Origin of the sequence: Panacagrimonas perspica, assembly GCF_004364935.1 — a bacterium.
Lineage (GTDB): Bacteria > Pseudomonadota > Gammaproteobacteria > Nevskiales > Nevskiaceae > Panacagrimonas > Panacagrimonas perspica.
The window spans coordinates 2,265,424-2,288,739 of sequence record NZ_SOBT01000008.1; the positions used below are offsets into that span (position 1 = coordinate 2,265,424).

The 23,316-nt window shown below is 66.4% G+C and carries 19 protein-coding genes and 1 pseudogene; 10 read left to right on the forward strand and 10 right to left on the reverse strand.

Annotated elements, in window-relative coordinates; all coding sequences use genetic code 11:
• Nucleotides 1-347 precede the first annotated feature (347 nt).
• Both DFR24_RS10235 and DFR24_RS10240 read left to right on the forward strand, forming a co-directional pair.
• On the forward strand, nucleotides 348-2,795 hold the full coding sequence (locus DFR24_RS10235; protein ID WP_133881161.1) for a neutral/alkaline non-lysosomal ceramidase N-terminal domain-containing protein: 2,448 nt from the start codon (nucleotides 348-350) through the stop codon (nucleotides 2,793-2,795).
• A gap of 275 nt (nucleotides 2,796-3,070) precedes the next feature.
• On the forward strand, nucleotides 3,071-4,489 hold the full coding sequence (locus DFR24_RS10240) for a M20/M25/M40 family metallo-hydrolase (protein WP_133881162.1): 1,419 nt from the start codon (nucleotides 3,071-3,073) through the stop codon (nucleotides 4,487-4,489).
• 21 nt (nucleotides 4,490-4,510) lie between these two features.
• Here DFR24_RS10240 and DFR24_RS10245 read toward each other — a convergent pair.
• Nucleotides 4,511-6,082 (reverse strand): annotated as a pseudogene (locus DFR24_RS10245) (acyl-CoA carboxylase subunit beta); the annotation flags it as partial.
• Between the two features lie 108 nt (nucleotides 6,083-6,190).
• On the reverse strand, nucleotides 6,191-7,078 hold the full coding sequence (locus tag DFR24_RS10250) for a LysR family transcriptional regulator (protein ID WP_133881164.1): 888 nt from the start codon (nucleotides 7,076-7,078) through the stop codon (nucleotides 6,191-6,193).
• 98 nt (nucleotides 7,079-7,176) lie between these two features.
• Between DFR24_RS10250 and DFR24_RS10255 the strand changes: the two genes are divergently transcribed.
• Together DFR24_RS10255 and DFR24_RS10260 are read left to right on the forward strand one after the other, a co-directional pair.
• Nucleotides 7,177-7,890 carry an SDR family NAD(P)-dependent oxidoreductase gene (locus DFR24_RS10255; RefSeq protein WP_133881165.1) on the forward strand — a complete coding sequence of 238 codons (714 nt, stop codon included), beginning with the start codon at nucleotides 7,177-7,179 and terminating at the stop codon, nucleotides 7,888-7,890.
• A gap of 109 nt (nucleotides 7,891-7,999) precedes the next feature.
• On the forward strand, nucleotides 8,000-9,064 hold the full coding sequence (locus tag DFR24_RS10260) for an NAD(P)H-dependent flavin oxidoreductase (RefSeq protein ID WP_133881166.1): 1,065 nt from the start codon (nucleotides 8,000-8,002) through the stop codon (nucleotides 9,062-9,064).
• A gap of 176 nt (nucleotides 9,065-9,240) precedes the next feature.
• Here the strand turns inward: DFR24_RS10260 and DFR24_RS10265 are convergent, their stop codons facing one another.
• Together DFR24_RS10265 and DFR24_RS24410 are read right to left on the reverse strand one after the other, a co-directional pair.
• Nucleotides 9,241-9,444, reverse strand: a complete 204-nt coding sequence (locus DFR24_RS10265) for a hypothetical protein (RefSeq protein WP_133881167.1) — start codon at nucleotides 9,442-9,444, stop codon at nucleotides 9,241-9,243.
• A 12-nt stretch (nucleotides 9,445-9,456) separates the two neighbouring features.
• Nucleotides 9,457-9,981: a hypothetical protein gene (locus DFR24_RS24410; protein ID WP_162851142.1), complete on the reverse strand. Its 525-nt coding sequence runs from the start codon at nucleotides 9,979-9,981 to the stop codon at nucleotides 9,457-9,459.
• On the opposite strand from DFR24_RS24410, the gene DFR24_RS10270 reads away from it, so the two are divergent.
• A complete protein-coding gene (locus DFR24_RS10270) occupies nucleotides 9,980-10,792 on the forward strand; it encodes a glutathione S-transferase family protein (RefSeq protein WP_162851143.1) in 813 nt (270 codons plus the stop codon). The two genes, DFR24_RS24410 and DFR24_RS10270, sit on opposite strands and share 2 nt — an antisense overlap.
• Here the strand turns inward: DFR24_RS10270 and DFR24_RS10275 are convergent.
• Nucleotides 10,787-11,644 (reverse strand): NAD-dependent protein deacetylase, encoded by an 858-nt coding sequence (locus DFR24_RS10275; RefSeq protein ID WP_133881556.1) that lies wholly within the window; start codon nucleotides 11,642-11,644, stop codon nucleotides 10,787-10,789. The two genes, DFR24_RS10270 and DFR24_RS10275, sit on opposite strands and share 6 nt — an antisense overlap.
• A gap of 219 nt (nucleotides 11,645-11,863) precedes the next feature.
• Between DFR24_RS10275 and DFR24_RS10280 the strand changes: the two genes are divergently transcribed.
• Nucleotides 11,864-12,583 carry a helix-turn-helix transcriptional regulator gene (locus DFR24_RS10280; RefSeq protein WP_133881169.1) on the forward strand — a complete coding sequence of 240 codons (720 nt, stop codon included), beginning with the start codon at nucleotides 11,864-11,866 and terminating at the stop codon, nucleotides 12,581-12,583.
• A gap of 90 nt (nucleotides 12,584-12,673) precedes the next feature.
• Nucleotides 12,674-14,113 carry an amidase gene (locus tag DFR24_RS10285; protein ID WP_162851144.1) on the forward strand — a complete coding sequence of 480 codons (1,440 nt, stop codon included), beginning with the start codon at nucleotides 12,674-12,676 and terminating at the stop codon, nucleotides 14,111-14,113.
• An 18-nt stretch (nucleotides 14,114-14,131) separates the two neighbouring features.
• Here DFR24_RS10285 and DFR24_RS10290 read toward each other — a convergent pair whose 3' ends face one another.
• The 4 genes from DFR24_RS10290 to DFR24_RS10305 all read right to left on the reverse strand — a co-directional run bounded on the left by DFR24_RS10290 (nucleotide 14,132) and on the right by DFR24_RS10305 (nucleotide 17,583).
• On the reverse strand, nucleotides 14,132-14,353 hold the full coding sequence (locus DFR24_RS10290) for a hypothetical protein (protein ID WP_133881171.1): 222 nt from the start codon (nucleotides 14,351-14,353) through the stop codon (nucleotides 14,132-14,134).
• A gap of 60 nt (nucleotides 14,354-14,413) precedes the next feature.
• Nucleotides 14,414-14,716 carry an antibiotic biosynthesis monooxygenase family protein gene (locus DFR24_RS10295; RefSeq protein ID WP_133881172.1) on the reverse strand — a complete coding sequence of 101 codons (303 nt, stop codon included), beginning with the start codon at nucleotides 14,714-14,716 and terminating at the stop codon, nucleotides 14,414-14,416.
• A gap of 90 nt (nucleotides 14,717-14,806) precedes the next feature.
• Nucleotides 14,807-16,294: a flavin-containing monooxygenase gene (locus DFR24_RS10300; protein WP_133881173.1), complete on the reverse strand. Its 1,488-nt coding sequence runs from the start codon at nucleotides 16,292-16,294 to the stop codon at nucleotides 14,807-14,809.
• Between the two features lie 32 nt (nucleotides 16,295-16,326).
• Nucleotides 16,327-17,583, reverse strand: a complete 1,257-nt coding sequence (locus tag DFR24_RS10305; RefSeq protein WP_133881174.1) for an NADH:flavin oxidoreductase/NADH oxidase family protein — start codon at nucleotides 17,581-17,583, stop codon at nucleotides 16,327-16,329.
• Nucleotides 17,584-17,764: 181 nt separating this feature from the next.
• Between DFR24_RS10305 and DFR24_RS10310 the strand changes: the two genes are divergently transcribed.
• Nucleotides 17,765-18,496 (forward strand): 3-oxoacyl-ACP reductase family protein, encoded by a 732-nt coding sequence (locus tag DFR24_RS10310; protein WP_133881175.1) that lies wholly within the window; start codon nucleotides 17,765-17,767, stop codon nucleotides 18,494-18,496.
• A 39-nt stretch (nucleotides 18,497-18,535) separates the two neighbouring features.
• Here the strand turns inward: DFR24_RS10310 and DFR24_RS10315 are convergent, their stop codons facing one another.
• Complete coding sequence (locus DFR24_RS10315) at nucleotides 18,536-19,585, reverse strand: serine hydrolase domain-containing protein (RefSeq protein WP_162851145.1); 1,050 nt, start codon at nucleotides 19,583-19,585, stop codon at nucleotides 18,536-18,538.
• Nucleotides 19,586-19,811: 226 nt separating this feature from the next.
• Between DFR24_RS10315 and DFR24_RS10320 the strand changes: the two genes are divergently transcribed.
• Nucleotides 19,812-20,027: a hypothetical protein gene (locus DFR24_RS10320; RefSeq protein WP_133881177.1), complete on the forward strand. Its 216-nt coding sequence runs from the start codon at nucleotides 19,812-19,814 to the stop codon at nucleotides 20,025-20,027.
• 172 nt (nucleotides 20,028-20,199) lie between these two features.
• A complete protein-coding gene (locus tag DFR24_RS10325) occupies nucleotides 20,200-23,016 on the forward strand; it encodes a LuxR C-terminal-related transcriptional regulator (RefSeq protein WP_162851146.1) in 2,817 nt (938 codons plus the stop codon).
• Nucleotides 23,017-23,316 lie beyond the last annotated feature (300 nt).

Consider the following 23,316-nt stretch of genomic DNA (forward strand, 5'->3'; position numbering starts at 1 on the left):
GGCGCAAAGGAGCATCTGGAAAATCCTTTGCGCCTTTCTGTTCCCTTTGCCCGGCTCTGCTGTAGCCGCAGCGCCGCTGCTTTAATCGCAGCTCCGTCGCGTTAGCCGTTGACGTAAATCCAGCCCCGACGGCACCAGCAAACCGCAGCCCGGGTGAAACCCGGGGTCGCGCTCCGTGTGCGAGGGGAACCCCGCGAATTCCCAATAGACGGCTCCTCACCCCGGTCCTGAGAAGCAGCGGAAGCCGTGGCATCCTTGACCGCACGGGGCCGCGCCGCGTCTGCGATGCCTCGAATACCCACTACAAGAAGATCGCGAGCCCGATTGCAAGGGCGGGGAGCAGGTCGATGAACTCATCATGGCGCTGGCGGATCGTGTTCGCGGGCTTCGCCGCGCTGTCGCTGGGAGGCGGACTGTCAGGCTGCGGAAACAGCCCGCACGGAGATGCGGACGGACAGCCCGACGGCGCGTCGGCGTTCGCCGATCCGGTGCGCGCGCAGTGCGCGGTTCGCAGCCCGCTGCGCCGGGTCGGGGCTGGCCTCGATTCGAGCGGAAGACTCGAAGCGCCGTTGCCGGTGGCGCTGGGCACTGCGTCGGGAAGCTGTCGCGACAACGAGCAGTTCCGCTTCGGCTCCGGTCTCTACGACGTCACCGGCGTGGTCGCCTACACCGGCGGCTCGGGCTGGGAATCGCCGACGCAGGTATTCCGCGGCCTGCACCAGCGCCAGTACGCGCGCGCCTACGCCATCGAATCGCCGTGCAACGGCAAACGACTGATGTTCGTGTCGGTCGACATCGGCCTGATGTACGGCTCGCTGCGACTGGGCGTGCTGGATGCGATCGCCGCGGATCCGGCGCTGTCCGGCGTCTACACCGCCGACAACCTGATGCTGTCGGCGACTCACACGCACTCGGGGCCTGCCGGTTACTCGCACCACGAGGCCGGCAACGTGCTGCACCTGGGCTACGACGCCGACGTCTACAACGCGATCGTGAACGGCATCGTCGGCGCCATCCGCCTGGCGCACGCCAATCTCGCGGCGCATCCGGAACCGGCGCCGATTCGCCTGGCGGTCGGAGAACTGCTGGACACCAACATCAATCGCTCCGAGCCGGCCTTCCTCCAGAACACCGAGGCCGAGCGACGCGAATTCCTGGATTCGCGCGGCGAACCCATCCAGGTCGACAAGCGCGTCGTGCAGCTCAACCTGGTGCGTGACGACGGCAGCGCCGTGGGCATCGTCAACTGGTTCGGCGTGCATCCCACGACCATCGGCCCGACGCAGCACTTCGTCAGCAGCGACAACAAGGGCTACGCGGCGCTGGGGTTCGAGCGCGTGATGCGGACGCGCTACGAGGCCGTGCCGGGGCCGGACAGCTTCGTCGCCGCCTTCGCGCAGACCGACGAGGGCGACTCCTCTCCGAATCTGTTCATCGAACAGTTCCCGCATCCGGATCCGGCACGCGGCGGCGGCGCAGACGACTTCGAGTCCAACGCGATCGCCGGAACCAAGCAGCTCGCGCGGGCACTGGAGCTGTACGCGCAGGGTGAGCCGCTGTCCGGGCCCGTCGACTACCGCCAGTTCCACGTGCAGATGAACCAGGTGGAAGTCACCGACCCGGTGGTGCTCGCCGGCCTGCGTCACCCTGCCGCGCTGGATGCGACGTCCAAGCGCACCTGCAACGCGGCGCTCGGCTCTTCGTTTCCGGCCGGCGCGGAAGATGGACCGAGCCCGCTCGGTGTCGAGGGCATCACCTGCGCATCGAGTCCGGACCTGATCGCCGCCAGCGTCGCCGACTTCACGGCGCTGTCGACGTTCCATCTGCCGACCACGCTCGTGTCGACACTGCTGCTGTGCAACGCCGACACGTTGCCGCTGCTGGGCCTGGACTGCCAGGCCGAGAAGCCCGTGCTGCTGCCGCTGAATCTCGGCGAATCCGCGGGTGGCGCGCTCGATGGCACGCTGCAGCCGCTGGGACTGACGGCCAACTTCGAACCGGCGGTGCTGCCGTTCCAGCTCTTTCGCATCGGCAACCTCGCCATCGTCGGCCTTCCGTGGGAAGTCACGACGATGTCGGCGCGGCGCTTGCGCAAGAACGTGCTCGAGGTGCTGGCGCCAACCGGCGTGGACACCGTCGTCATCGCCGGACTCGCCAACGATTACGTCCACTACCTCACCACGCGCGAGGAGTACGCGAGCCAGCAGTACGAGGGCGCCTCGACGGTGTTCGGGCCGTGGTCGCTGGCCGCGGTGCAGCAGGAGACGCGCAAGCTCGCCGTCGCGATGCGCGATGGCGTGGCCCTTGCGGCGGGTCCGACATATCCACGGGTCACGCCGGTGCTGCGTCGTCCGCCTTACCTGGCGTCCGACGTGGCGCTCGCCGGATTCGGCAGCCTGGTCACCGATGTGCCGGCGACCGCAGCACCCGGCGAGACGATTCGCGCGGAGTTCGCGGCGGGTCATCCACGCAACGATCTGAAGACGCAGTCCAGCTACGTCTACGCCGAACGCCAGACCGCGAACGGCTCCTGGGAAGTCGTGGCGCAGGACCGCGATCCCGAGCTGTTCTACGAATGGAACCCGGCCCTGCCCTCGCCGCTACCGATCGACCCGCCCGTGATCGGTCCCTCCACCGCTGCCGCGATCTGGCACATCCCGCCGAACACGCCGCCGGGGACCTATCGCCTACGTCACGAGGGTGCCGCCCGGACGTCTCCGCTCTCGGCGCTGCAGCCTTACGAGGGTGTCTCCAGCGCCTTCACGGTCGCAGGACCCGTGGCTGAATGTCCGTGACGCGGCAGGGAGCCTGCACGACCGACGCGCTCACACACCGCTGCGGGAGTCGGGCAATCCAGCTTCCGGCTAAAAGAGCAACCAGCGAACGCAGAGGCGCAAAGGACGCAAAGGTGCTTTAGAAATTACCCACTCCCGCTGATCAGCTTTTTCTGCTTCGAGATCTCTTTCTCCTGCTTTTCCTTCGGTCCTGGCTTTTTTCCTTTGCGTCCTTTGCGCCTCCGCGTTAGCCGTCTTTTTCTTTCCGTCAGCACTCCTTGAAGACCACTCGACAGATGAGCAACACCGTGAGGCACCTGGCCTTCATCGCGCTGAGCGTCGCGGGAATGTTGCCGGCGTTCGCCGACACGGCGCCGCGCGCCGATCAGGCCGCGTTCCGCGAGCTGTACAAGGAATTGGTCGAGACCAACACGACGCTGTCGGCCGGAAGCTGCACGCTCGCCGCCAGCAGGATGGCCGCGCGACTGCGCAGCGCGGGCTTCCCCGAGACGGACGTGCAGGTCGTCGTCGCACCCGAGCACCCGGAAGAAGGCGCGCTGGTCGCGAACCTGCGTGCCCCTCGGCCCAAGGCGAAAGCCCTGCTGCTGCTCGCACACATCGATGTCGTCGAGGCCAGGCGCGAGGACTGGACGCGCGATCCGTTCACGCTCGTCGAGGAAGACGGTTACTTCCACGCGCGGGGTGCCGCCGACGACAAGGCGATGGCGGCCATCTGGGTCGACACCCTGATCCGCCTGCGCCAGGAGGGCTTCAAGCCCAGGCGCGACATCAAGATCGCGCTGACCTGCGGTGAGGAGACGATCGAAGCGTTCGACAGCGTGCCCTACCTGCTCGCCCACCATCGCGAGCTGATCGACGCGTCGTTCGCGCTCAATGAGGGCGGATACGGTCAGCTCGACGAGCAGGGACGTCGCGTCATGTTCGGCGTGCAGGCCGGCGAGAAGACGCCGCAGGATTTCCGGCTGGAGGTCACCAACGCGGGCGGCCACAGCGCGCGACCGGTCAAGGACAACGCCATCTATCACCTCGCCGCAGGCCTGACGCGGCTGAGCCAGCATGATTTCCCGATCGTGCTGAACGACACGACGCGCAGCTACTTCGAGCGCATGGCGACCATCCAGGGTGGCGAGACCGGCGCCGCGATGAAAGCCCTGGCGGCGAATCCGGATGATGCCGGTGCGGCGGCACTCGTGACGGCGAATCCCGTCTGGAACGCCATGCTGCGCACCACCTGCGTGGCGACGATGCTCGACGGCGGTCATGCGACCAATGCGCTGCCGCAGCGTGCTCGCGCCAACATCAATTGCCGCATCTTTCCGGGCGTCCCGGTCGACGAGGTGCAGCGCACGCTCGAGCAGGTTCTCGCGGATCCGGCGATCAAGGTCACGGCGCTCGCGACGCGTGCGCCGGTCGCGGCCCCGCCCGCGTTCACACCGGCGATCCTGCGGCCGATCGAGGAGCTGGTGGCCGAGATGTATGCGGGTGTTCCGATCGTGCCGATGCAGTCGTCCGGCTACACCGACGGGCAGTTCCTGAATGCGGCGGGCATTCCCACGTACGGCGTCCGCATGTTCCTCGATCCCGATTTCGGGCACGTCCACGGGCTCAACGAACGCATCCGCGTGCAGTCGGTGTACGAGGGCCGCGACTTCCTGCATGCGCTCGTGAAGAAGTATGCGAGCGCGACACGATAGGCCGAATACGGCCGCCCGCTCTCACCAGCTATCGACGAACCTTCGCGAAGGCTCAGGGGTATCGCGCTTCGCGCGCAGGCCATCGACGAGCCAGCGCCGCGACTCCGCCGGATCGATCACGTCGTCGATCTCGAAATAGGTGGCGACGTTGGCCGCCTTGCCCTGCTCGTACATCTGGTCGACGAGCTGGCGGAAGCGCTGCTCGCGCTGCGCGCCTTCGTGAAGGGCATCGAGTTCGCGCCGGAAGCCGAGCTTCACCGCGCCCTCCAGTCCCATCGGACCGAATTCTCCGGTCGGCCAGGCCACCGTGAACTGGGGACGCTTCAGGTGCCCGCCGAGCATGGCCTGCGCACCGAGCCCGTAGGCCTTGCGCAGGACGATGCCGAACAAGGGCACCGTCAGGTTCGCGCCGACGATGAACAGCCGGGAGGCATGGCGCACCGTCGCGGCCTTCTCCGCCGCCGGGCCGACCATGATCCCGGGCGTGTCGCACAGGCTCAGCAGCGGGATGCGATGCGCCTCGCAGAGCTGCATGAAGCGCGCGGCCTTGTCCGCCGCCGCGCTGTCGATGGCGCCGGCGAGGTGCGCGGGATTGTTCGCCAGCACGCCGAGCGCCCTGCCTTCGATGCGAATGAACGCCGTCACCAGGTTCGGTGCGAAGCCGCGGCGCACTTCGAGCATCGTGCCTGCGTCCGCGAGCCCTTCGACGACGCGGCGCACGTCGTAGCTCATCCGGCGATTCTCGGGGAGCAGGTCGCGCAGCCGTTGCTGATCGGGGGCGGCGCCAGCCTCGATGTCGCCCTGGAAGTACGACAGGTACTGCCGGGCGACGCGCACGGCCTGCGCCTCGTCGTCGACCACCACGTCGACGACGCCGTTGGCGGACTGCACGTCGATGGGTCCGATGTCCTCGGGCCGGAAGCGCCCGAGTCCGCCGGCTTCGATCATCGCGGGGCCGCTCATGCCGACGTTCGAGTCGCGCGTGGCGATCGTCACGTCGCAGCAGCCGAAGAAGGCCGCGTTGCCAGCGAAGCAGCGGCCGGCGTTGATGCCGATCAGCGGCACCTGGCCGCTAAGCTTCGCGAACTCGTAGAAGGTCGGAACCTCCAGCCACGAGGCCACGACCTGGCTGATGTCGACGTCGCCCGGACGCCCGCCGCCGCCTTCGACGAAGAACACGACCGGCAGTTTCTGCGCGGCCGCGAGTTCGATCATCCGGTCGGTCTTGCGATGGTTCTGGTGACCCTGCGTCCCGGCGAGCACGGTGTAGTCGTAATGCAGGACCACGCAGCGGGCCTTGTCACGGCCCACCTCGGTTCCATTGATCTCGCCGATGCCGGACACCAGGCCGTCGGCGGCGGTGTCACGCTGCAGTTCTTCCAGGGTCTTGCGGCTGCGCTGCGCCGCGATCGTCAGCGCGCCGTATTCGATGAAGCTGCCGGGATCACACAGGTCGGCGACGTTCTCGCGCGCCGTGCGCTTGCCCAGCTTCCTGCGCTTCTCGACCGCCTCGGGGCGCGCCGCGTCGAGCCCGATACGACGCTGGTCGATCACCGCTTCCAGATCGGGACGCAGCGACTCGGGACGGCCTTCTTGTTCGACAAGGTCTTCGGGCATGGCGGGCGCGGATGTCCACGGCAGTCTGGCCCGGAGTCTCGCGGCAAGCGTGGCGCGAAGTCCATGCCGGTCGAGCACCGACGCTCAGGCTTCGAACAAGGCCTTGTGCTCGGCGAAGATCGTCTTCAGATGCTCGACCACGGTCCGGATCGGCAGATCGCTGCGACCCTGGCGCCGCGTCACCAGCCAGATCTCCCGATCAGGCGGAACCGGCGAGAGTTTGCAGAGCCACAGACCGCGTTCGACCCGTCCGAGGTAATGCGGCAGCAGCGCGATGCCGGCATGGGCGCGCGCCGCGGTCGCCTGGGCGACATGGTTGTTCGCACGGAACGACACGCGGGCGCGCGGAAACTGCTGCGCCAGCCACGCGGCCTCGGGCATGTGCGCACTGGCCTCGTCGAAGCCGACGAACACCGGCGGCGCACCCGCCTCGATCTGCTTGCACAGCGCCGCCGTGCCGTAGAAACCATAAGCCACCGCGACGAGGCGCTTGGCGACGACATCGCCATCGGAGGGCCGCAGCATGCGGACGGCGATGTCGGTCTCATGTCGTTCGAGGCTGACCTTGCGCAGGTCCGTCGCCAGTTCGATGTCCAGGCCCGGGTGTCGTGTCGGCAGGTCCGCCAGCCGCTTCAGAAGAAAGCCCTGTGAGAGCGCGGGCGGCGCATTCACCCGGACCAGTCCGCGCGGAAATTCGGCGGCACCCTCGCGTCCCAGCGTCTGTACCGCGGACTCCATGTCGCTGGCCGTCGCCAGCGTGCGGTTGCCGTCGGCCGTGAGCACGTAGCCTTCCTTGCGCCGCTCGACCAGCTTCATGCCGAGCGTGGTCTCCAGCGACTGGATGCGGCGCGCGATCGTGGCGTGATTGACCGCCAAGGCCCTTGCCGCCGAGGACAGGCTGCCGTGCCGGCCCAGCGCCAGGAACACGCGAATGTCCTGCCAATCGGGCTCTGTGCGTTTTTTCACAACCATTGTTGACCAATAGCAGCTTTTTAACAGGGCGGCCAGGCCGTCAAATAGCGGCACGTCAACGGGACGCAGCCGCGCCTCGATCAACCAGGAGCAGGAACATGAGCAAGGAACAGAAGGTCGCCATCGTCACCGGCGCGTCGCAGGGAATCGGAGCCGGCCTCGTCGAGGCCTTCCGCCGCAATGGGTACGCCGTGGTGGCCAACTCGCGGAACATCGGGCCGTCATCGGACGAAGGTGTCGTCACGGTCGCCGGATCCATCTCGGACCGCGGCGTCGCCGAGCGCGTCGTCGCAACGGCCATCGAGCGCTTCGGCCGCGTCGACACGCTGATCAACAACGCCGGCATCTTCGTCGCCAAGCCCTTCACCGATTACAGCGTCGAGGACTTCCAGCGTGTGCTCGACGTAAACCTCGCAGGCTTCTTCCACGTCAGCCAGTTCGCGATCGCGCAGATGCTGAAACAGAAGCGCGGCCACGTGCTGCAGATCACGACGTCGCTCGTCGACCAGCCGCTCTCCGACGTTCCCGCCGCCCTCGCGTCGCTGAGCAAGGGCGGGCTGGATGCGGTCACCCGGGGCCTGGCCATCGAGTACGCCAAGCGCGGGGTCCGCGTGAACGCCGTGTCGCCCGGCATCATCAAGACGCCGATGCATCCGCCGGAAGCTCACGGCTTTCTCGACGCGCTGCACCCGGTGGGTCACATGGGCGAGATCCAGGACATCGTGGACGCGGTGCTCTACCTCGAGCGCGCCACGTTCGTCACCGGAGAGACCCTGCACGTGGACGGCGGCCAGCACGCCGGACGCTGGTGAGGCGCCTGTCGTCGACGACACCGGGAGCGCGTTCGCAGCAGAATCGCTGCACTGCGCTCCCGGTGCGACGACGACGCGACCACGGCATCTTTTCCCTACGAGACACGCCATGACTTCCACGCAAGACCGCAGGATCACCGAGCTGTTCGGCGTCGAGCTGCCGATCATCCAGGCGCCGATGGCCGGGGCGACGACGCCCGAGATGGTGATCGCGGTCAGCGAAGCCGGAGGGCTCGGCTCGCTGCCAGGCGCGATGCTGTCGGTCGATCAGATGCGGGCGGCACTGGACCGGATTCGTGCGGCCACTCGCCGTCCCGTCAATCTGAACTTCTTCGTCCATGCGAACCCGCAGCCGGACGCCGAGGCCCAGGCGAAGTGGACGACGGCGCTGGCTCCCTACTACCGGGAGCTGGGCCTGGATCCGGCGGCAGCAGCACCCGCCGCCGCACGCGCACCGTTCGACGACGCCTACTGCGCCCTCGTCGAGGACTATCGGCCCGAGGTCGTCAGCTTCCACTTCGGGCTACCGGACGCGGCGTTGATGCAGCGAGTGCGGCGCACGGGAGCGAAGATCATCTCCTCGGCGACGACGGTGGCCGAGGCGCGCTGGCTCGCGGAGCGGGGCGTGGACGCCGTCATCGCGATGGGGGTCGAAGCCGGCGGGCACCGCGGAAACTTCCTGACCCACGACATGACGACGCAGGTCGGCACCTTCTCGCTGGTGCCGCAGATCGTCGACGCAGTCCGGGTTCCGGTGATCGCGGCCGGCGGCATCGCCGACGCACGCGGCGTGAAAGCCGCCTTCGCGCTGGGCGCCTCCGCGGTGCAGGTCGGCACCGCTTACCTGCTGACACCCGAGGCGAAGATCGCGGCGCTCCATCGCCAGGCGCTGAAGCGTGCTCGCGACGACGGCACCGCGCTGACGAATGTCTTCACCGGCCGGCCGGCACGCGGGCTGTACAACCGCGTGATGCGGGAGCTCGGACCCCTCAGCACCGTGGCGCCGCCGTTCCCGATGGCCGGTGGGGCCCTGCTGCCGCTTCGAAGCCTGGCCGAGGCGCAGGGACGCGACGACTTCAACAGTCTGTGGGCAGGACAGTCGGCGGCGCTGGCTCGCGAGATGTCGGCGGCGGAGCTGACTCGCGTCCTGATGGCAGCCGACCCGACGAAGTAAGCGGATCACGAAACCGGGCTGCAGAAGCGTCAAACCCCGCACGGGGCGGGGTCTGACGTTTACCGCGATCTACCGAAGCAGATCGTTCGGGCCCCGAGAAATTGGAAGAACTTCCAACGAAGCGGACGCCGAACCTGCCTGAACGGCGAGTTCGGCTGGGCCCATCTCGCGTGCTACTAGGCCTTCTTCGCAGCCTTCTTGACCGACTTGGCAGCCTTCTTCACTGCCTTCACGGCCTTCTTCACGGCCGGCTTGCGGCTCACCTTCTTCACGGCCTTTGCAGCCTTCGCCTTGACGCCCTTCTTTGCAGGAGCCTTCTTCACCGCTTTCTTGGCGGCTTTCTTGGCAACGACTTTCTTTCCAGCTTTCTTGGCAACCATCAGATGTTCCAGTTAATGACAGGCAAGAGCCTGCATCTGCCAGTACAACAAAGAATTCATGTCTTCACAACAGGCAGCGACGCATCGCTGTGTTTCGTCGATCGACATGAACGTGCTCGCAACACGAACGGGCATCGCGCAGACACGACGCGAGTCTTCTTCGCAGGTGATGAAGCGTTCCCGCATCCGATCCCGTCGCACGTCATACGAGTCGCATGAAACCCCTGAAATACAGGCTTCTTCGCACAATCGAAGAGATGTCATCGTGGCATCGACACTCGTCACCGATGCGCGACGATTCGTATTCGAGAAGCTCGACGCGTCGCGCCGATGAGCGCTCGTCATCGATGACGAGCGGTCGAAATTAAAACGCTTTGGAAGGGCAACCCGGAGCTGATAGTTTTCGAATTGCGCAATTATCCGCTCGTCGGTCGCGCGATGGATGCGCTCTTCACGACGGTCCCGCGACGTGACCGCACCGTTTCTCCATCGAGCCGCGACGATCTCACTCGCCGCACCAACCAGGGGTCCAGCCATGCAATTGTTCGGGATGTCGGTGTCGCCGTACGTCAGTCGTGTCCTGCTCGTCGCCGAACTCAAAGGCATCACGTTGCATCTCGCCGCTCCGCAGATCGACGGCGCGCTCGCGAAGATGATCGAGCGCATGTCGGTGCTTCGGGACAACCCGGATGCGTCGCTCGACCGGATCGTGATCATGGAAGGAACGCCTTTCATGCAGACCGTGAACCCGCTCGGCCGCATGCCCGCGCTGGAGGTCGATGGCCGTTACCTGGGCGAATCGATGGTCATCTGCGAATTCCTGGAAGACGCCTTTCCCGAACCTGCCCTGCTGCCCTCCGACCCGTTCGAGCGCGCGAAGGTGCGGCAGCTCTGCCTGATGTGCGACCTCTACCTGATGTCCCACCTGTGGCCGCTGGCGTGGCAGATCGATCCGCTCACCCGCGATCGCGACACGCTGCGCCGGATCGAAGAGGACCTCCATCGAAACCTTCGCGAGATCGAGCAGGTCATGGAAGACGGAACCTGGGCGCGTGGCGCCAGCGCCTCGCTCGCTGATTGCGTGCTGGTCCATTCGATGCTGATGTTCCAGTGCACGCTGCAGACCACCACCGAGAACCTGGGCATCACTGCCTTCGACCCGGAGCAGCCGTTCCCCGGGCATCCCCGGCTTCGGGCCTGGTGGTCACAGCTGCAGCGTGATCCTGTTTTCGGCGCCGCCATGACCCGATACCGACGCGACTACGCGGACCTGTTCGGGCAACTGGTCCCCGACCGGTCACCGGCGAGCTACGCCATCTGGCTCAAGGCGCGATGCCCGCGGTCATGAGCAGCTGGCGACACGCGACGACTCGACGTCGCCGTCCGGACCCGGAAGACGACCCAGAATCTCGGCGCAGTCCGCCTCCACCTTCAGACCCAGCAGCGAGTCGGCTCGGGTGCGACCCCGATTGATCGCCGCGATCGGCAGGCCCCGCTCGGCGGCTCGCGCGGCGAAGCGATAGCCCGACCAGACCATCAGCGAACTGCCGACGATCAGCAGCGCATCGGCGGCGTCGAGTGCCTCCATCGATTGCGTCACGCGCCCCGGCGGCACGTTGGCGCCGAAGAACACCACGTCGGGCTTCAACACGCCGACGTCGCAGGCTTCGCAGCCCGGAACGACGAAGTCGGAGAAGTCGCTGCGCTCGAGGTCCGCGTCTCCGTCCGGCGCATGAGCACCGGCCAGATCCGCGTACTGCGGATTCAGGGCCAGCAGCCGCTGTTGAAAGTGCTCCCGCTCGCTGCGTTCTGCGCAGGCGAGACACACCACCTGAGCGATCCGGCCATGCAGATCGATCACCGCACGGCTGCCGGCCTTCTGGTGGAGTCCGTCGACGTTCTGCGTCAGCAGCGTCTGCAGACGGCCCTGCCGCTCGATCGCGGCAAGGGCGCGATGCGCGGCGTTCGGCTGCGCGTTCCGCATGTGCGTCCAGCCGACCATGCTGCGTGCCCAGTACCGTGCACGGACCTTCCCGTCGCCGACGAACTCCTGATGACGCACCGGCGGTTTGCGTTTCCACTCGCCGGCGTCGTCGCGATAGTCCGGGATGCCGGAGCCGGTGCTGCAGCCGGCGCCGGTGAGCACGAACAGCCGGGGATGGCGTTCGAGGAAATCCTGCAACGCGGTCACCGCATCCATGACGCCTTTCACTGAGCGGTCTCTTCAAGCCTTGTGGGAGTCGCGCTGCGAATGTCGGCAGTGCCGATCCGCGTCCTCGATGCCCCGGAGGGTGTCGCGACGAGCATACCGCGGGCGTGGTGGCGGACGATCGCGTCGGTTGTCTCGCCGCAGAAGCCGAAGACACCCGATCGGCTTTCTCGATAGGCTGACGTCCGGCATTCGAAGAGGAATCCCGGCATGTCCCAGATGATCACGTTCGAGGGCGCCCGCACGTTCGAGGCCGCGCTCGATCAACTTGCCGGCGAGACGCGCGCGCTCGGGTTCGACGCGGTGGATTACGGATTCATGCCGCGGGCCAGGACCCCGGATGGCCGCTACCACTCGCCCGCCATCGTGTCGCGAAACTTCCCGCAGCGCTGGTTGCGCGGTTGGGCCCGCTTCCTGAACGAAGACCCGCTGCTCTACGGCGCCTATCCCCGCACCCTGCCGCTGGACTGGAGAAACATCGAGGACGCCGCCTGGCTGAATCCGATCCAGCGCGAGGTCTTCGGCTTCATCCATGAGCTCGGCTTCTTCGACGGCGTCACCGTGCCGATCCATCTTCCGGGAGACGCGTTCGCGTTCGTCACGGTCGCCTCGCGCCAGCGAAACGGCGCGTGGCGAGCCTCGCAGACGGCCGTGATCGATCGGCTCTTCCTGCTGGCGCACAGCTTTCACGCCGACCAGGGCAGTCGTTCTCCTTTCGCCTCCCGGGTTTCGCCGGAGCCCCTGCTCTCCGTCCGGGAGCAGGCGGTGCTCGCGCTCTGCGCCGAGGGACTGAACGCACCCGGGATCGCGCGTCGCTGCGATCGCTCGGTCGAGACCGTTCGACTTCAACGCAAGTCCGCGATGCGGAAGCTGGGCGTGCATACGAGCGCGCACGCCGTGGCACGCGCCGTGGAGCTGGGACTGATCTGATTAACCCAGCCGGGTTATTGAGGTCGCCGGTGCACGCGCAGCACGATGAGTCTCGCCTCGACACCCAGGCGAACGGCTTACGGGGCTCTCATGATCTTCAAGGAATACGCGCAGCACGACGGCCTCGGCCTGGCCGATCTGGTTCGACGGCGTGAGGTCTCGCCCGAGGATCTCGTCGACAGCGCGATCGATGCCATCGAGCGGCTCAATCCCACGATCAATTGCGTCGTGCAGATCCTGCACGACCGTGCCAAGGCAGAGATCAAGAACGGCCTGGCGTTCGGTCCGTTCCGGGGCGTGCCGTTCCTGGTGAAGGAATTCGGGATGCACTTCTCCGGCATGGTGGCGTCGGCGGGTTCGCGTCTCGCGCAGGGATACCACCACGAGCACGACACCGTGATGATGGAGCGCTGCCGCAAGGCGGGCCTCGTCGCCGTCGGCACGTCGACCTTGCCCGAGATGGCGTTCAACGCGAGTTCGGAAGCGCTGCTGTACGGACCCACGCGCAATCCCTGGAACACCGACTACTCCGCCGGCGGCTCCTCCGGAGGCGCGGGCGCGGCGGTCGGCTGCGGCATGGTGCCGCTGGCCCACGCCAACGATGGCGCGGGATCGATCCGCAATCCGGCGGCCGTCAACGGACTGGTCGGCATGAAGGTGTCCCGCGGCCGCGTCCCCGGAGGACCCGACTTCGGCATGCTGCTCTGGGGCCTGGGCGTCGAGTTCTTCGAGACGCGCACGGTCCGCGATTCGGCGGCGCTGCTGGATGCCGTCGCCGGTCCGGATGACGGCTACTTCTACACGGCGCCACCGCCGCGGCACGGATTCCTCGCCAGTGCCATGACGACGCCGGGACGCCTGCGCATCGGCGTCGTCGATGCGCTCCCCGGGACCCGGGCCAATTCGCCCGAGATCGCGGATCGGCTGTCGGACACCTGCCGGCTGCTCGAATCGCTGGGCCATGTGTGCGAGCCGCTGCGCCTGGAGTACGACGCCGGGATGTTCAACGAGTCGACGGTGCGCCTGTGGGCGACGACGCTGGGATCGGTCATGGACCAGTTCGCGCTCCACACCGGCCGCAAGATCGGCCCCGACACCACCGAGGCGGTCACGCTGTCGATCTACGAGTTCGGGCGCTCGCTCACCGCGTTCCAGCTCGACCAGGCGATGAGCCAGCAGAACCTGATCTCCCGCGCGGTGTGTACGGCGATGAAGGACGTCGACGTCGTGCTCACACCCGGGATCTGTCGCGACGTGGCGAAGCTGGGCGAGTTCAACCAGAACGCGCCGGGCGTCGACGTCTACGCGTGGTGGCAGCAGATCTGCGCGACGTACTCCACGTTCACGCCGCTGTTCAACACCACGGGACAGCCGGCGCTGATGCTGCCGCTGTGGCAGTCCAAAGCCGGCATGCCGCTGGCGATGCAGTTCGTCGGCAAAGCGGGCGACGAGGAGACCTTGTACAGCCTCGCAGGACAGCTGGAGCAGGCCGCACCCTGGGCCTCACGACGACCGCGCCATTACGCGTGATCGGCGCCTGCGCTGCGGTCAGGGCGCGGGGTTCAGCGCCCTGCCCGCGTCCGTGACTTCCCACGCCGCGACGCCGAGCCGCGTCACCAGGCCCATGCCTTCGAGCGCGACCATGGTCGACACCGTTCCGACCGGCTTGCCGTTGATCTCGACGCGAGTGCCGCCCGCGGAGTACGCCTTCCAGCCGCGGCTCATCCACGTCATCACTGCGGTCTGGGTACTGCTGAGTTTCTTTGCCATGCGCCTATCTTGCGCTCATCCGCGTGGGGTGTGATTCGGGAAGCCCTGACCGCAGGCCGACTACAGCACCGCGTCGAAAGTCTCCACTTGCGGATGTCCCAGGTAGATGCCCTTCGTGTCGCCGGCGTTGCGATGCGCCGCGCGAAAGGCCTCGGAGCGGGTCCAGTCCTCGAACGCATTGCGCGAATCCCAGATCGAGTGGGAAGCGAACAGCGTGTACTCCTCGGTGGTGGCGCCGCGCAGCAGGTTGAACGTGCGAAAGCCGGGGACGTCCTTCAGATGACTGTCGCGGTTCTTCCACACCGACACGAAGTCGTCTTCGCGGCCGAGGGCGATCTTGAAGCGGTTCATTGCGATGAACATGGGGGACGTCGATCTGGATAAAGGGGCCTGAGCGTACCGCGCGAAACGATCGACCGGCACGTCCCGGCGCGAAAATCCCGATGCCGTCGGCTAGGCGCCGACCTCGCTCGACGAGGACCGCATGACGAAGGCTTCGGGATCCGGCGCCTCGAGTCGCGCCTTGAACATGGCCATCGTCCACGGCCACTGCGTCACGATCCGGCCGGAGTCCGAGCGGTAGTACTTGCTGCCTTCGTTGCGCCAGACGGTGGTGCGCAGGTGTGCCTGCAGTTCGGCGTTGTAGCGATCCATGACCTCGCCCCTGACTTCGATCGAGTCCGCTCCGCTGCTTTCCAGCCGGACGAGCTTGTCGACGATGTACCGGGCCTGCAGTTCCAGCATGTACAGGATCGATCCGTTGTTCGTGTTGGGGCCGTACAGCATGAAGAGGTTCGGAAAGCCGGCGACCGTCATGCCCAGATAGGCCTGCGGTCCGTCGCTCCAGGCCTGCGCCAGGGACTCGCCACCCCGTCCCCGCACGTCGATCACCGACAGGAACTTGTTGGCGGCGTAACCCGTGGCGAAAACCAGTGCGTCGGCATCGATCGCCCGGCCGTCCGCGCACTGCACGCCGGTCTTCGTGATGCGTTCGATCGGTGCCGTCACCAGCTCGACGTTGGATCGATTGAAGAGCGGGTAGTAGTCGCTGGAGAACAGCGGGCGCTGCGATCCCAGGATCGTCGTGGGCCGAAGCTTCTCGCGGACTTCCGGATTCTCGACGGCCTCCAGCAGCGCCATCGCCTGGCCGCGCAGCGCCTCGATCATCTCCTGATTCTCGAAGGTGATGAGACTCTCCCAGAGCGCGTACTGATCGTCCCACCGCGTGCGGGCCCGATCCGGATCGGCGCGGCGCTCGGCCAGTTCCGACGGCGAATAGATCGGATCGTCCTTGGGAAAGATCCAGTTCGGCGTGCGCTGCAGAACCGTCAGGTGCTTCACCAGCGGCGCGATCTTCGGCATCAGCTGCACCGCGGTGGCCGCCGTCCCGATCACGGCGACGCGCTTGCCGGTCAGATCGGCGGAGGCTGGCCACGCCGCTGTATGCAGCTTTTCGCCGCTGAAATCGTCGATCCCGGCAATCTCGGGCCAACGCACCTCGTTGAACATGCCCAGCGCGCTGATGAAGATCGGAGCAACGAAAACGCGCCCGTCCGTCGTATGCAGCGACCACTCGGCGTTGGCGTCGTCCCACACGGCTTGCCGGACGTTCGTCCCGAAGACGATGTGGCGCGTCAGGTCGTACTTGTCGACGCAGCTCTGCATGTAGCTCTTGATCTCCGGCTGCTGCGCGTAGGCGCGCGTCCAGTCCGGCTTCTTGTCGAACGTGAACGAGTACAGCGCCGAAGGCACGTCGCAGGACAGGCCGGGGTATCGATTGTTGACCCAGGTGCCGCCGGCCTCACGTTCGCGCTCGAGAATCAGGAAGCTGTCGAAGCCGACCTGCTGCAGCTTCACGCCGGTGCAGATGCCGCCAGGCCCGGCGCCCAGGATCAGCACGCTGGTACGAATGGGATGGGAAATGTTTGCCGCGTTGTCCATGTCGATGATCCTGTGAAGTGCGTCTTGCGCGGCTACAGCGGCGCCAGCATTGCCGTCTGCCGATCTTCCGTTTCCCGGTAGATCCGGTACGCCTCCAGCGCCGTCATGTCGGCTTTCGGCCCCTGCCCTTCACCGATGCGCCAGATCTGCACGAAGAACCACACGAGGTTGGTCCACATCTCCAACGCCTTGGCTTCGTCATCCGTCGCACCGGCGGCAATCTCGCGCGGGTCCACCGGCAGTGCGCCCTCGTAGCTCACCGCCGCGTCGGTATCGCCGGCCAGCAGCCGCTTGCAGATGTCCGTGTCCACGCACATCGGACGCCCGAGTCCGATCACGTCCATGCCACCGCTGCGAAGCGCTTCCTCCATGCCGCCACGAGTGCGCATGCCGCCGGTGATCATCAAGGGCATCGTCGCGACGGTGCGGATCTGCTTGGCGTAATCCAGGAAATAGCCCTCGCGCCGCTGCGTGCTGGGTTTGACGTCTTCCAGCCACGGCAACTGTTCGTAGTTGCCGCCGGTGATCTCGAGCAGGTCGATCTTCTCTTCGCCGAGCCAGCGCACGACCTCCAGACATTCTTCGTTGGTGAAGCCGCCCTTCTGGAAGTCCGAGGAGTTGAGCTTCACGCTCACCGGGAAATCGGGACCCACGGCCTTGCGCACCGCGCGCACCGTCTCCAGCAGCGCCCGCGCGCGATTGCGAAGGCTTCCGCCCCAGGCATCGGTGCGGGTGTTGGACAGGCCGCTGAGGAACGACGACAGCAGATAACCGTGTGCGCTGTGCACCTGCACGCCGGTGAAGCCGCACTCGCGCGCCGTGGTGGCGACGAACGCGAAGCGCCGGATGACGTCCAGGATCTCTTCTTCGGGCATCACGCGCGGCACGAACTCCGGCCGGCCCGGCACGTTGAGCGAGATCGCCGACGGCGCCGGGAACGTGCCGTCGCGCGTGACCGCGCCCTGGCGACCGGGATGATTGATCTGCATCCAGAAGTGATTGCCTGCGCGCGTGCCCGCCTTGGCGTAGGCGCGAATCCACTCGAGGCCGCCGTTGTTGTCGATGGCCACGTTGCCCGGTCGTTCGAGATAGCGGCGATCGACATGGACGTTGCCCGACACCAGCAGGCCGGCGCCGCCCTCGGACCAGCACTCGTACAGCCGCACGAGCTTCTCGTTCGCCCGGTTGTGTTCGTCCGCAAGGCCCTCGGTCAGCGGCGCTTTCGCGAGGCGGTTCGACAAGGTGGCGCCGCAGGGAAGTTTCAGCGGCCGGCTCAGCAGGTCGGTCATCGGGGATTCCATCGGAAGTCGGAATCCCGATGCTATGCACCGATGCGCAGAGGGCCTATTGGGGTGTTTCCGCGTGGGCGCAGTGCTAGGTCTCGTCAGCGAGGCTTTCGCGCGACGATGGCGATACTGTCGATCCACGAAAACCCGCCCGCGTCGCCGGGCGATCAACCGGACCGGGGACATGAACAATCTGAGCGGCAAGACGGCTTTGATCACTGGCGGCAGCCGCGGCATCGGCAGGGACGCGGCCGTTGCGCTGGCGCGTGAAGGCGTGTCCGTCGCCATCACCTACCGCGGACAGCGCGAGGCGGCGGAGACGGTGCGCGCCGAGGTCGAGGCGCTGGGTCAGCGCTGCGTCGTGCTGCAGCTCGACGTCCGCGATGGCGCGGCGATCAAGAACGTGGTGGTCGAGGCCGAACGTGCGCTCGGGGCAATCGACATCCTGGTCAACAACGCCGGCATCGCCGTCCCGCGCGATCTGGATTCGCTCACCGAGCAGGACTGGCACGACGCCATCTCCACCAACCTGACGTCGGCCTTCCTGGTGATCCAGGCGGCGTTGCCCGGCATGCGCCAGCGCGGCTGGGGCCGGATCATCAACCTGTCGTCGGTGGCCGCGCAGATCGGCGGCGTCGTCGGCCCTCACTACGCCGCCTCGAAAGCCGGACTCCACGGACTCACGCACGGCTACGCGCGCTTTCTCGCCGGCAAGGGTGTGACCGTCAATGCCATCGCACCCGCGCTGATCGACACCGACATGGTCAAGGGATTGCCCAGCGGAGCGATGGGCCTGATCCCGGTGGGACGTTACGGAACAGTCGGCGAGACCAGCGACATCGTCGTGATGCTGGCCCGCAATGGCTACATCACCGGGCAGACCATCAACGTGAATGGCGGCTTGTACATGAGCTGAGGGCGCGGCGCGATCGAGAAGCTGCGCCTCTCCTGCGTTCTACGGATGAGCTGCGATCTGTTCCTGGATGCGCGCCCGCGCGGCCTTCCACATCGCCAGACCGTTGGCCGTGTTGCTGTCGACCAGCAGCACCGCCGCGTAATTCCGGCCGAACTCGATCCACGGCGTCGTGCCGAGCAGCCCGGGATCGCTGACTTCCGGCCCGATGCTCCCACCCAGCCCGGCGACATCCGAAATCCACCAGCCGAAGCTGTAGCCATCGACACCGGCGCCCGGCGGCAGTGGCGAGAAGAACGATCCCAGGACGCCGATCTGCGAGGTTCTGATCTTTGCGGCCTGCGCTGGAGAAAGCACCGTCCGGCCGCCGTACGTTCCACCGTCGAGCATCATCCGGGCGAATCGAAGGTAATCGCCGGCACTGGACACCGCGCCGCCGGCGACACGCGGGTTCTGCGTATTGCCGTAGCTGTAGCTCGACATTCCGAGCGGCGCGGTCACGCGTTCGCGAATCACGGCCGCCCATGACTGGCCCGTCACCTGTTGCGCGACCAGACCTGCAACCTGATAGCCGGCCCCGCTGTATCCGAACATCGTGCCGGGCAGGAAATCGAGCTGTGTGTCCGCGATCTCCTGCACGCAGGCCTGCAAGGTCATCTCCTGGCGTGACAGGCAGGGCGAATTGAACGGAATGCCGGACGTGTGATTGAGCAGCATCCCCATCGTGATCGCGGACTTCGACAACGGCCAGACGACCGCGCCGTTCAGATAGCGGGACACCGGCGCCGCGAGATCGATCAGCCCCTCGTCGACCAGCGCCAGGATGGCCGCCGCCGCCGGAGCCTTGGCCGAGGAAGCGATGGGGACGACGGAGCCGGTCGAGAATTCTCCAGCGGCACGCTGGAAGACCGTGGTGCCGCCGATGTCCAGGACGAAGCTGTAGCCGGAAACTTCATTCTCGTCATCGCCGACGAAACCATCGAGCGTCGAGGCGAGCGCGTCGAAGTCGTAGCCCGTCCCCGGCGCTGGCGCCTCATAGCCGTAGGAGCCACTGTCACTGCATCCCCCCAGCATCAGGAGCAGGAAGGACATCAGGATCGCGGAGGCGCACACGGATCGGCACGAACACATCGGTGGGAACCGTTAGAGGCGATCGGAAGAGAAATGAATATATATCGCGATCGACCCCGCGGACACTGTCACGCGAGATAACGGAATGCGTCGAAACGCTGACGCGACACGGTCACACGAACATGCGACGCCTTCGATCGGCGTCGCAGCGAATCACTTCTCGCCCTGCACCGTTCGAGCCGTTACGATGGACCTGTTTGCTGCGACGACACTGAAAGACAATCGTAAGGACCGTCGTCTCCGCCCGTCCGCTGTTGGCACGCTTCGCGCAACGGCCCTGCTCACCATTCGTTGCGAAACGGCAGAAGGGCTCAAGACAAATTCCGTGTGCGGAGTCGAAACCCTGCGGGCAGAGACGTCGAGTGAAAGCCTCGACGGACCTGCGTTCGTCCAGACCGGCTGACGGTCAGTGAACATCCGCGCGTGTCCGCGGTCTATCTGCGCTCGCCTGTCCTGCGCAGCGCGGCCGCACGAAGTTCTCCTCGCGGCTGCGTTCGAAGTCGATGGGCGAGCGCGACTCGTACTGAATGTGCCGTCGCCTTTCGGGAATACCTACTAATTGGAGCGTTGTGCTGATGCAGAGCGGGATGGAGCGCGGTAGTTCGAGCAACGCGATGGGGTGGGACGAGCCATACGATCCGGGCCCGGAGCGACGCCAACCCGACAGTGCAGTCAGTACAGGACGACTTGCGCCAAACCAGGGCATTCCTGAACTTCGAACCGAGCGCCGCGGCATCCGCAGGACCGCGCTGCTGGAACGCGTGTTCAGGGACGACGGCTTCCGTACGATCATCGTGCAGGCGCCTGCCGGACACGGGAAGAGCACGTTGCTCGAACAGATCCGCGCCGAATGCGAGCAACGCGGTGACGTGACCGGTTGGCTCGATGTCAGCGAAAGCGACAACGACATCCGCCGATTCTATGAACGCCTGGAGGCGATGATCGCCGCGATGAAGGCGCAGGGACCGACGGCCCATCGAGGTGCGCCCGCGCCGCCCGGAACCGGTGAGCTCCCCTACGAGTGGTTGCGTGCGCAGGCGCTCTCGATCGGTCGTCCCGCCAGCATTTTCCTGGATGACGTTCACGGCGTCGCCGCCAAGCAGACGCTCGCGTTTCTCGGGCAGCTGCTGAGCCGTGTTCCTCCGGGGATCAGATTCTTCATCGCCACGCGTTCGCCGCCGGAGATCGGATTGGCACGCCTGAGCGTCGCCGGAGAGGCGCTCTTCATCCGCGCCAGCGATCTGTGCTTCACGCAGGACGAAACGGCGCGGTACTTCGCATCGGTCGCTCACCTGGATCTGAGCGAACAGGAGATCGCGCTGATCCAGCGCCAGACGGACGGCTGGCCGGCAGCGATCCAGCTGTTCAGGCTCGCGCTGCATCAGCCGATGCTGCGACGCGACCTGCACCGGTTCGGCGAATTCCAGCGGCACGAGCTGGCGAGCTACCTGGCCGAGAATGTCCTTCAGCAGCAGACGGCCGGCGCGAGGGAGTTTCTGCTGCTGTGCTCGGTGATGAGCCGCTTCTCGGCGTCGCTCTGCGACCACGTGCTGCAGCGGAACGATTCGGCGGACCAGCTCGCACGCCTGGAAGCGGGCGGCCTGTTCCTGCGTCGCCTGGAAAGCGATCCCCGGTGGTTCTCGTTCCACCCGCTGTTCGCAACGTTCCTGCTCGACCAGCTCAAGTCGCAGTGGATCGAGAAAGTCGGCGCGCTGCGCAAGCGCGCGGCGAACTGGTTTCTGAAGCACGACCGCGTCGAGGACGCGATCGAGCACTACCTGGCCGCCGGAGATCACGCGTCGGCCGCCGCCGCCCTCGACGACTGGAGCACACGACTCATCCCGGCCGCACAGTTGACGACGGTCGAGCAGTGGGCCGATCGCATTTCGTTGACCGAGATCGAACGGCGGCCCGGCCTGCTGGTGAAGCTGGGCTGGGCGCAGACCTTCCTGCGGCGCCATTCGCGTCTCGCGCCGACGCTGGACCTGCTGCGCAAGCTCGGCCCGACGACCGCCAAGGACAACGCGGATCCACGTCTGCTGCTCGCCATGGCGGCCATTCTCGATGACGACCTTCACCAGGCTGAAGCGATCGTCAGCCAGGTGGCGATCACCGACGCCGAGCCGGGCTCGTTCCGCGCTTTCGAGCTGGGCGCCGCCTGCAACGTGCGCGGGTACGCCGCGATGTCGGCCGGCAACTTCCCCGACGCACACCACTTCTTCGGGCGCGCACGACAGTTCTGCGAACCCTCCGGCGCCAGCTTCACGTGGGCGTACTGGATCAGCAACACGGCCATGGCGCTGATCGCCCAAGGGCAGTTGCAGGAAGCGGTCACGCTGCTGCGCAACGGGATGAAGGATCGACGCATGATCGTCGACGAGTCCGTGACGCAGGCTTCGGTCGTCTCCAGCCTGGTCGTGGCGCTCTACGAAACGGATGAACTGCAGGACGCCGAGTCCTACTTCCACGAATTCCGCGACGTCATCACCCACGCGGCATTGCACGACTATCTCGCGACGACCTTCATCGCGATGGCGCGCATCCACGACGCGATGGGTCATCCCGGCAAGGCGCTCGATCTTCTCGACGAGGCCGAGGCCATCAGCTACGCCAACCGGTGGCCGCGACTGAGCGTCGTCCTGGGCTGGGAACGGGTTCGCCGCGAAATCATCCGCGGTGAACCGGAGCGCGCCAAGGCGGTCGCCCAGCGCGTCGAACGCGCAGGAGACGTGCAGCGCGGAAGCGGGATCCGTTTCTCGGAAGACGTCAACGGCAGCACGCTGGGACGCCTGCGGATGCTGGCCTACTGCCTGGATCCCGACGAGGCGCTCCGGATGATTTCCACCACGCTGGGATCAGCCCGAAGAAAGGGACGCATTCATCGCCAGATCAAGCTGCTCCAGCTGGCGGCTCTGGCCCACCATCGACGTGGGACGATGTCGCGATCGCAGCAGTATCTCGAAGAAGCGGTGAAGCTGGCGTCACCCGGCGGATACCTTCGTTCGTTCCTGGAGGAAGGCCCGCTGTTCGAGACGCTGCTGCGTGAGCACCTGGGCACGCTCCGGGGTTCGCTGAATGTCCGGTCCTCGCCGACGCATGGCGCGTTCCTCGATCGGCTCGCGCATCGCCTTCATCGCCACGACGACGCGGGTCCGGACGACACCGTCATCACGCCGGCATCCTCGTCGGCGTTGATCTCCACGGAGACGTTCACGCGGCGAGAACAGAATCTGCTGAAGCTGCTGGCCGAGATGGCGTCCACCGACGCGATGGCCGACGCCATGCACCTGTCGCGCGACGGACTCAAGTTCCATCTCAAGAACGTCTATACGAAGCTGGACGTCAAGACACGTCTCGACGCCGTTCGCGCGGCGAGGCAGCTCTTGAAGTAGCCATCGGCCCGCCGCGGATCCGCCCAACCCCACCCGAACGGGTAGGTTTTCGATTCGACCTACCCCCGGGTGGGTTTCGGGTGGGAAAACGCCGGAATTCCGGGCCGGAATTCATCGGCTCGCGCGTTATGCGAACGCCGTGACGGCCTGAATTCCGGCGCTGCGCGACACATCGCACTCCCCCACCGGAGTTCGACCCACATGGGTGGCTCTTCGACGCAGCGCGACGCCTATTTTGTCTCCCATAAGCGGGAAGAGAATCGGCGCCGCGGAATCGCGCGTCTCCTCTTCCTCGAAGAC

Coding starts and splice junctions, on each gene's coding strand:
- DFR24_RS10235 (WP_133881161.1), top strand. CDS start 348: ATGAACTCATCATGGCGCTGGCGGATCGTGTTCGCGGGCTTCGCCGCG.
- DFR24_RS10240 (WP_133881162.1), top strand. CDS start 3,071: ATGAGCAACACCGTGAGGCACCTGGCCTTCATCGCGCTGAGCGTCGCG.
- DFR24_RS10250 (WP_133881164.1), bottom strand. CDS start 7,078: ATGGTTGTGAAAAAACGCACAGAGCCCGATTGGCAGGACATTCGCGTG.
- DFR24_RS10255 (WP_133881165.1), top strand. CDS start 7,177: ATGAGCAAGGAACAGAAGGTCGCCATCGTCACCGGCGCGTCGCAGGGA.
- DFR24_RS10260 (WP_133881166.1), top strand. CDS start 8,000: ATGACTTCCACGCAAGACCGCAGGATCACCGAGCTGTTCGGCGTCGAG.
- DFR24_RS10265 (WP_133881167.1), bottom strand. CDS start 9,444: ATGGTTGCCAAGAAAGCTGGAAAGAAAGTCGTTGCCAAGAAAGCCGCC.
- DFR24_RS10270 (WP_162851143.1), top strand. CDS start 9,980: ATGCAATTGTTCGGGATGTCGGTGTCGCCGTACGTCAGTCGTGTCCTG.
- DFR24_RS24410 (WP_162851142.1), bottom strand. CDS start 9,981: ATGGCTGGACCCCTGGTTGGTGCGGCGAGTGAGATCGTCGCGGCTCGA.
- DFR24_RS10275 (WP_133881556.1), bottom strand. CDS start 11,644: ATGGATGCGGTGACCGCGTTGCAGGATTTCCTCGAACGCCATCCCCGG.
- DFR24_RS10280 (WP_133881169.1), top strand. CDS start 11,864: ATGTCCCAGATGATCACGTTCGAGGGCGCCCGCACGTTCGAGGCCGCG.
- DFR24_RS10285 (WP_162851144.1), top strand. CDS start 12,674: ATGATCTTCAAGGAATACGCGCAGCACGACGGCCTCGGCCTGGCCGAT.
- DFR24_RS10290 (WP_133881171.1), bottom strand. CDS start 14,353: ATGGCAAAGAAACTCAGCAGTACCCAGACCGCAGTGATGACGTGGATG.
- DFR24_RS10295 (WP_133881172.1), bottom strand. CDS start 14,716: ATGTTCATCGCAATGAACCGCTTCAAGATCGCCCTCGGCCGCGAAGAC.
- DFR24_RS10300 (WP_133881173.1), bottom strand. CDS start 16,294: ATGGACAACGCGGCAAACATTTCCCATCCCATTCGTACCAGCGTGCTG.
- DFR24_RS10305 (WP_133881174.1), bottom strand. CDS start 17,583: ATGACCGACCTGCTGAGCCGGCCGCTGAAACTTCCCTGCGGCGCCACC.
- DFR24_RS10310 (WP_133881175.1), top strand. CDS start 17,765: ATGAACAATCTGAGCGGCAAGACGGCTTTGATCACTGGCGGCAGCCGC.
- DFR24_RS10315 (WP_162851145.1), bottom strand. CDS start 19,585: ATGTCCTTCCTGCTCCTGATGCTGGGGGGATGCAGTGACAGTGGCTCC.
- DFR24_RS10320 (WP_133881177.1), top strand. CDS start 19,812: ATGGACCTGTTTGCTGCGACGACACTGAAAGACAATCGTAAGGACCGT.
- DFR24_RS10325 (WP_162851146.1), top strand. CDS start 20,200: ATGCAGAGCGGGATGGAGCGCGGTAGTTCGAGCAACGCGATGGGGTGG.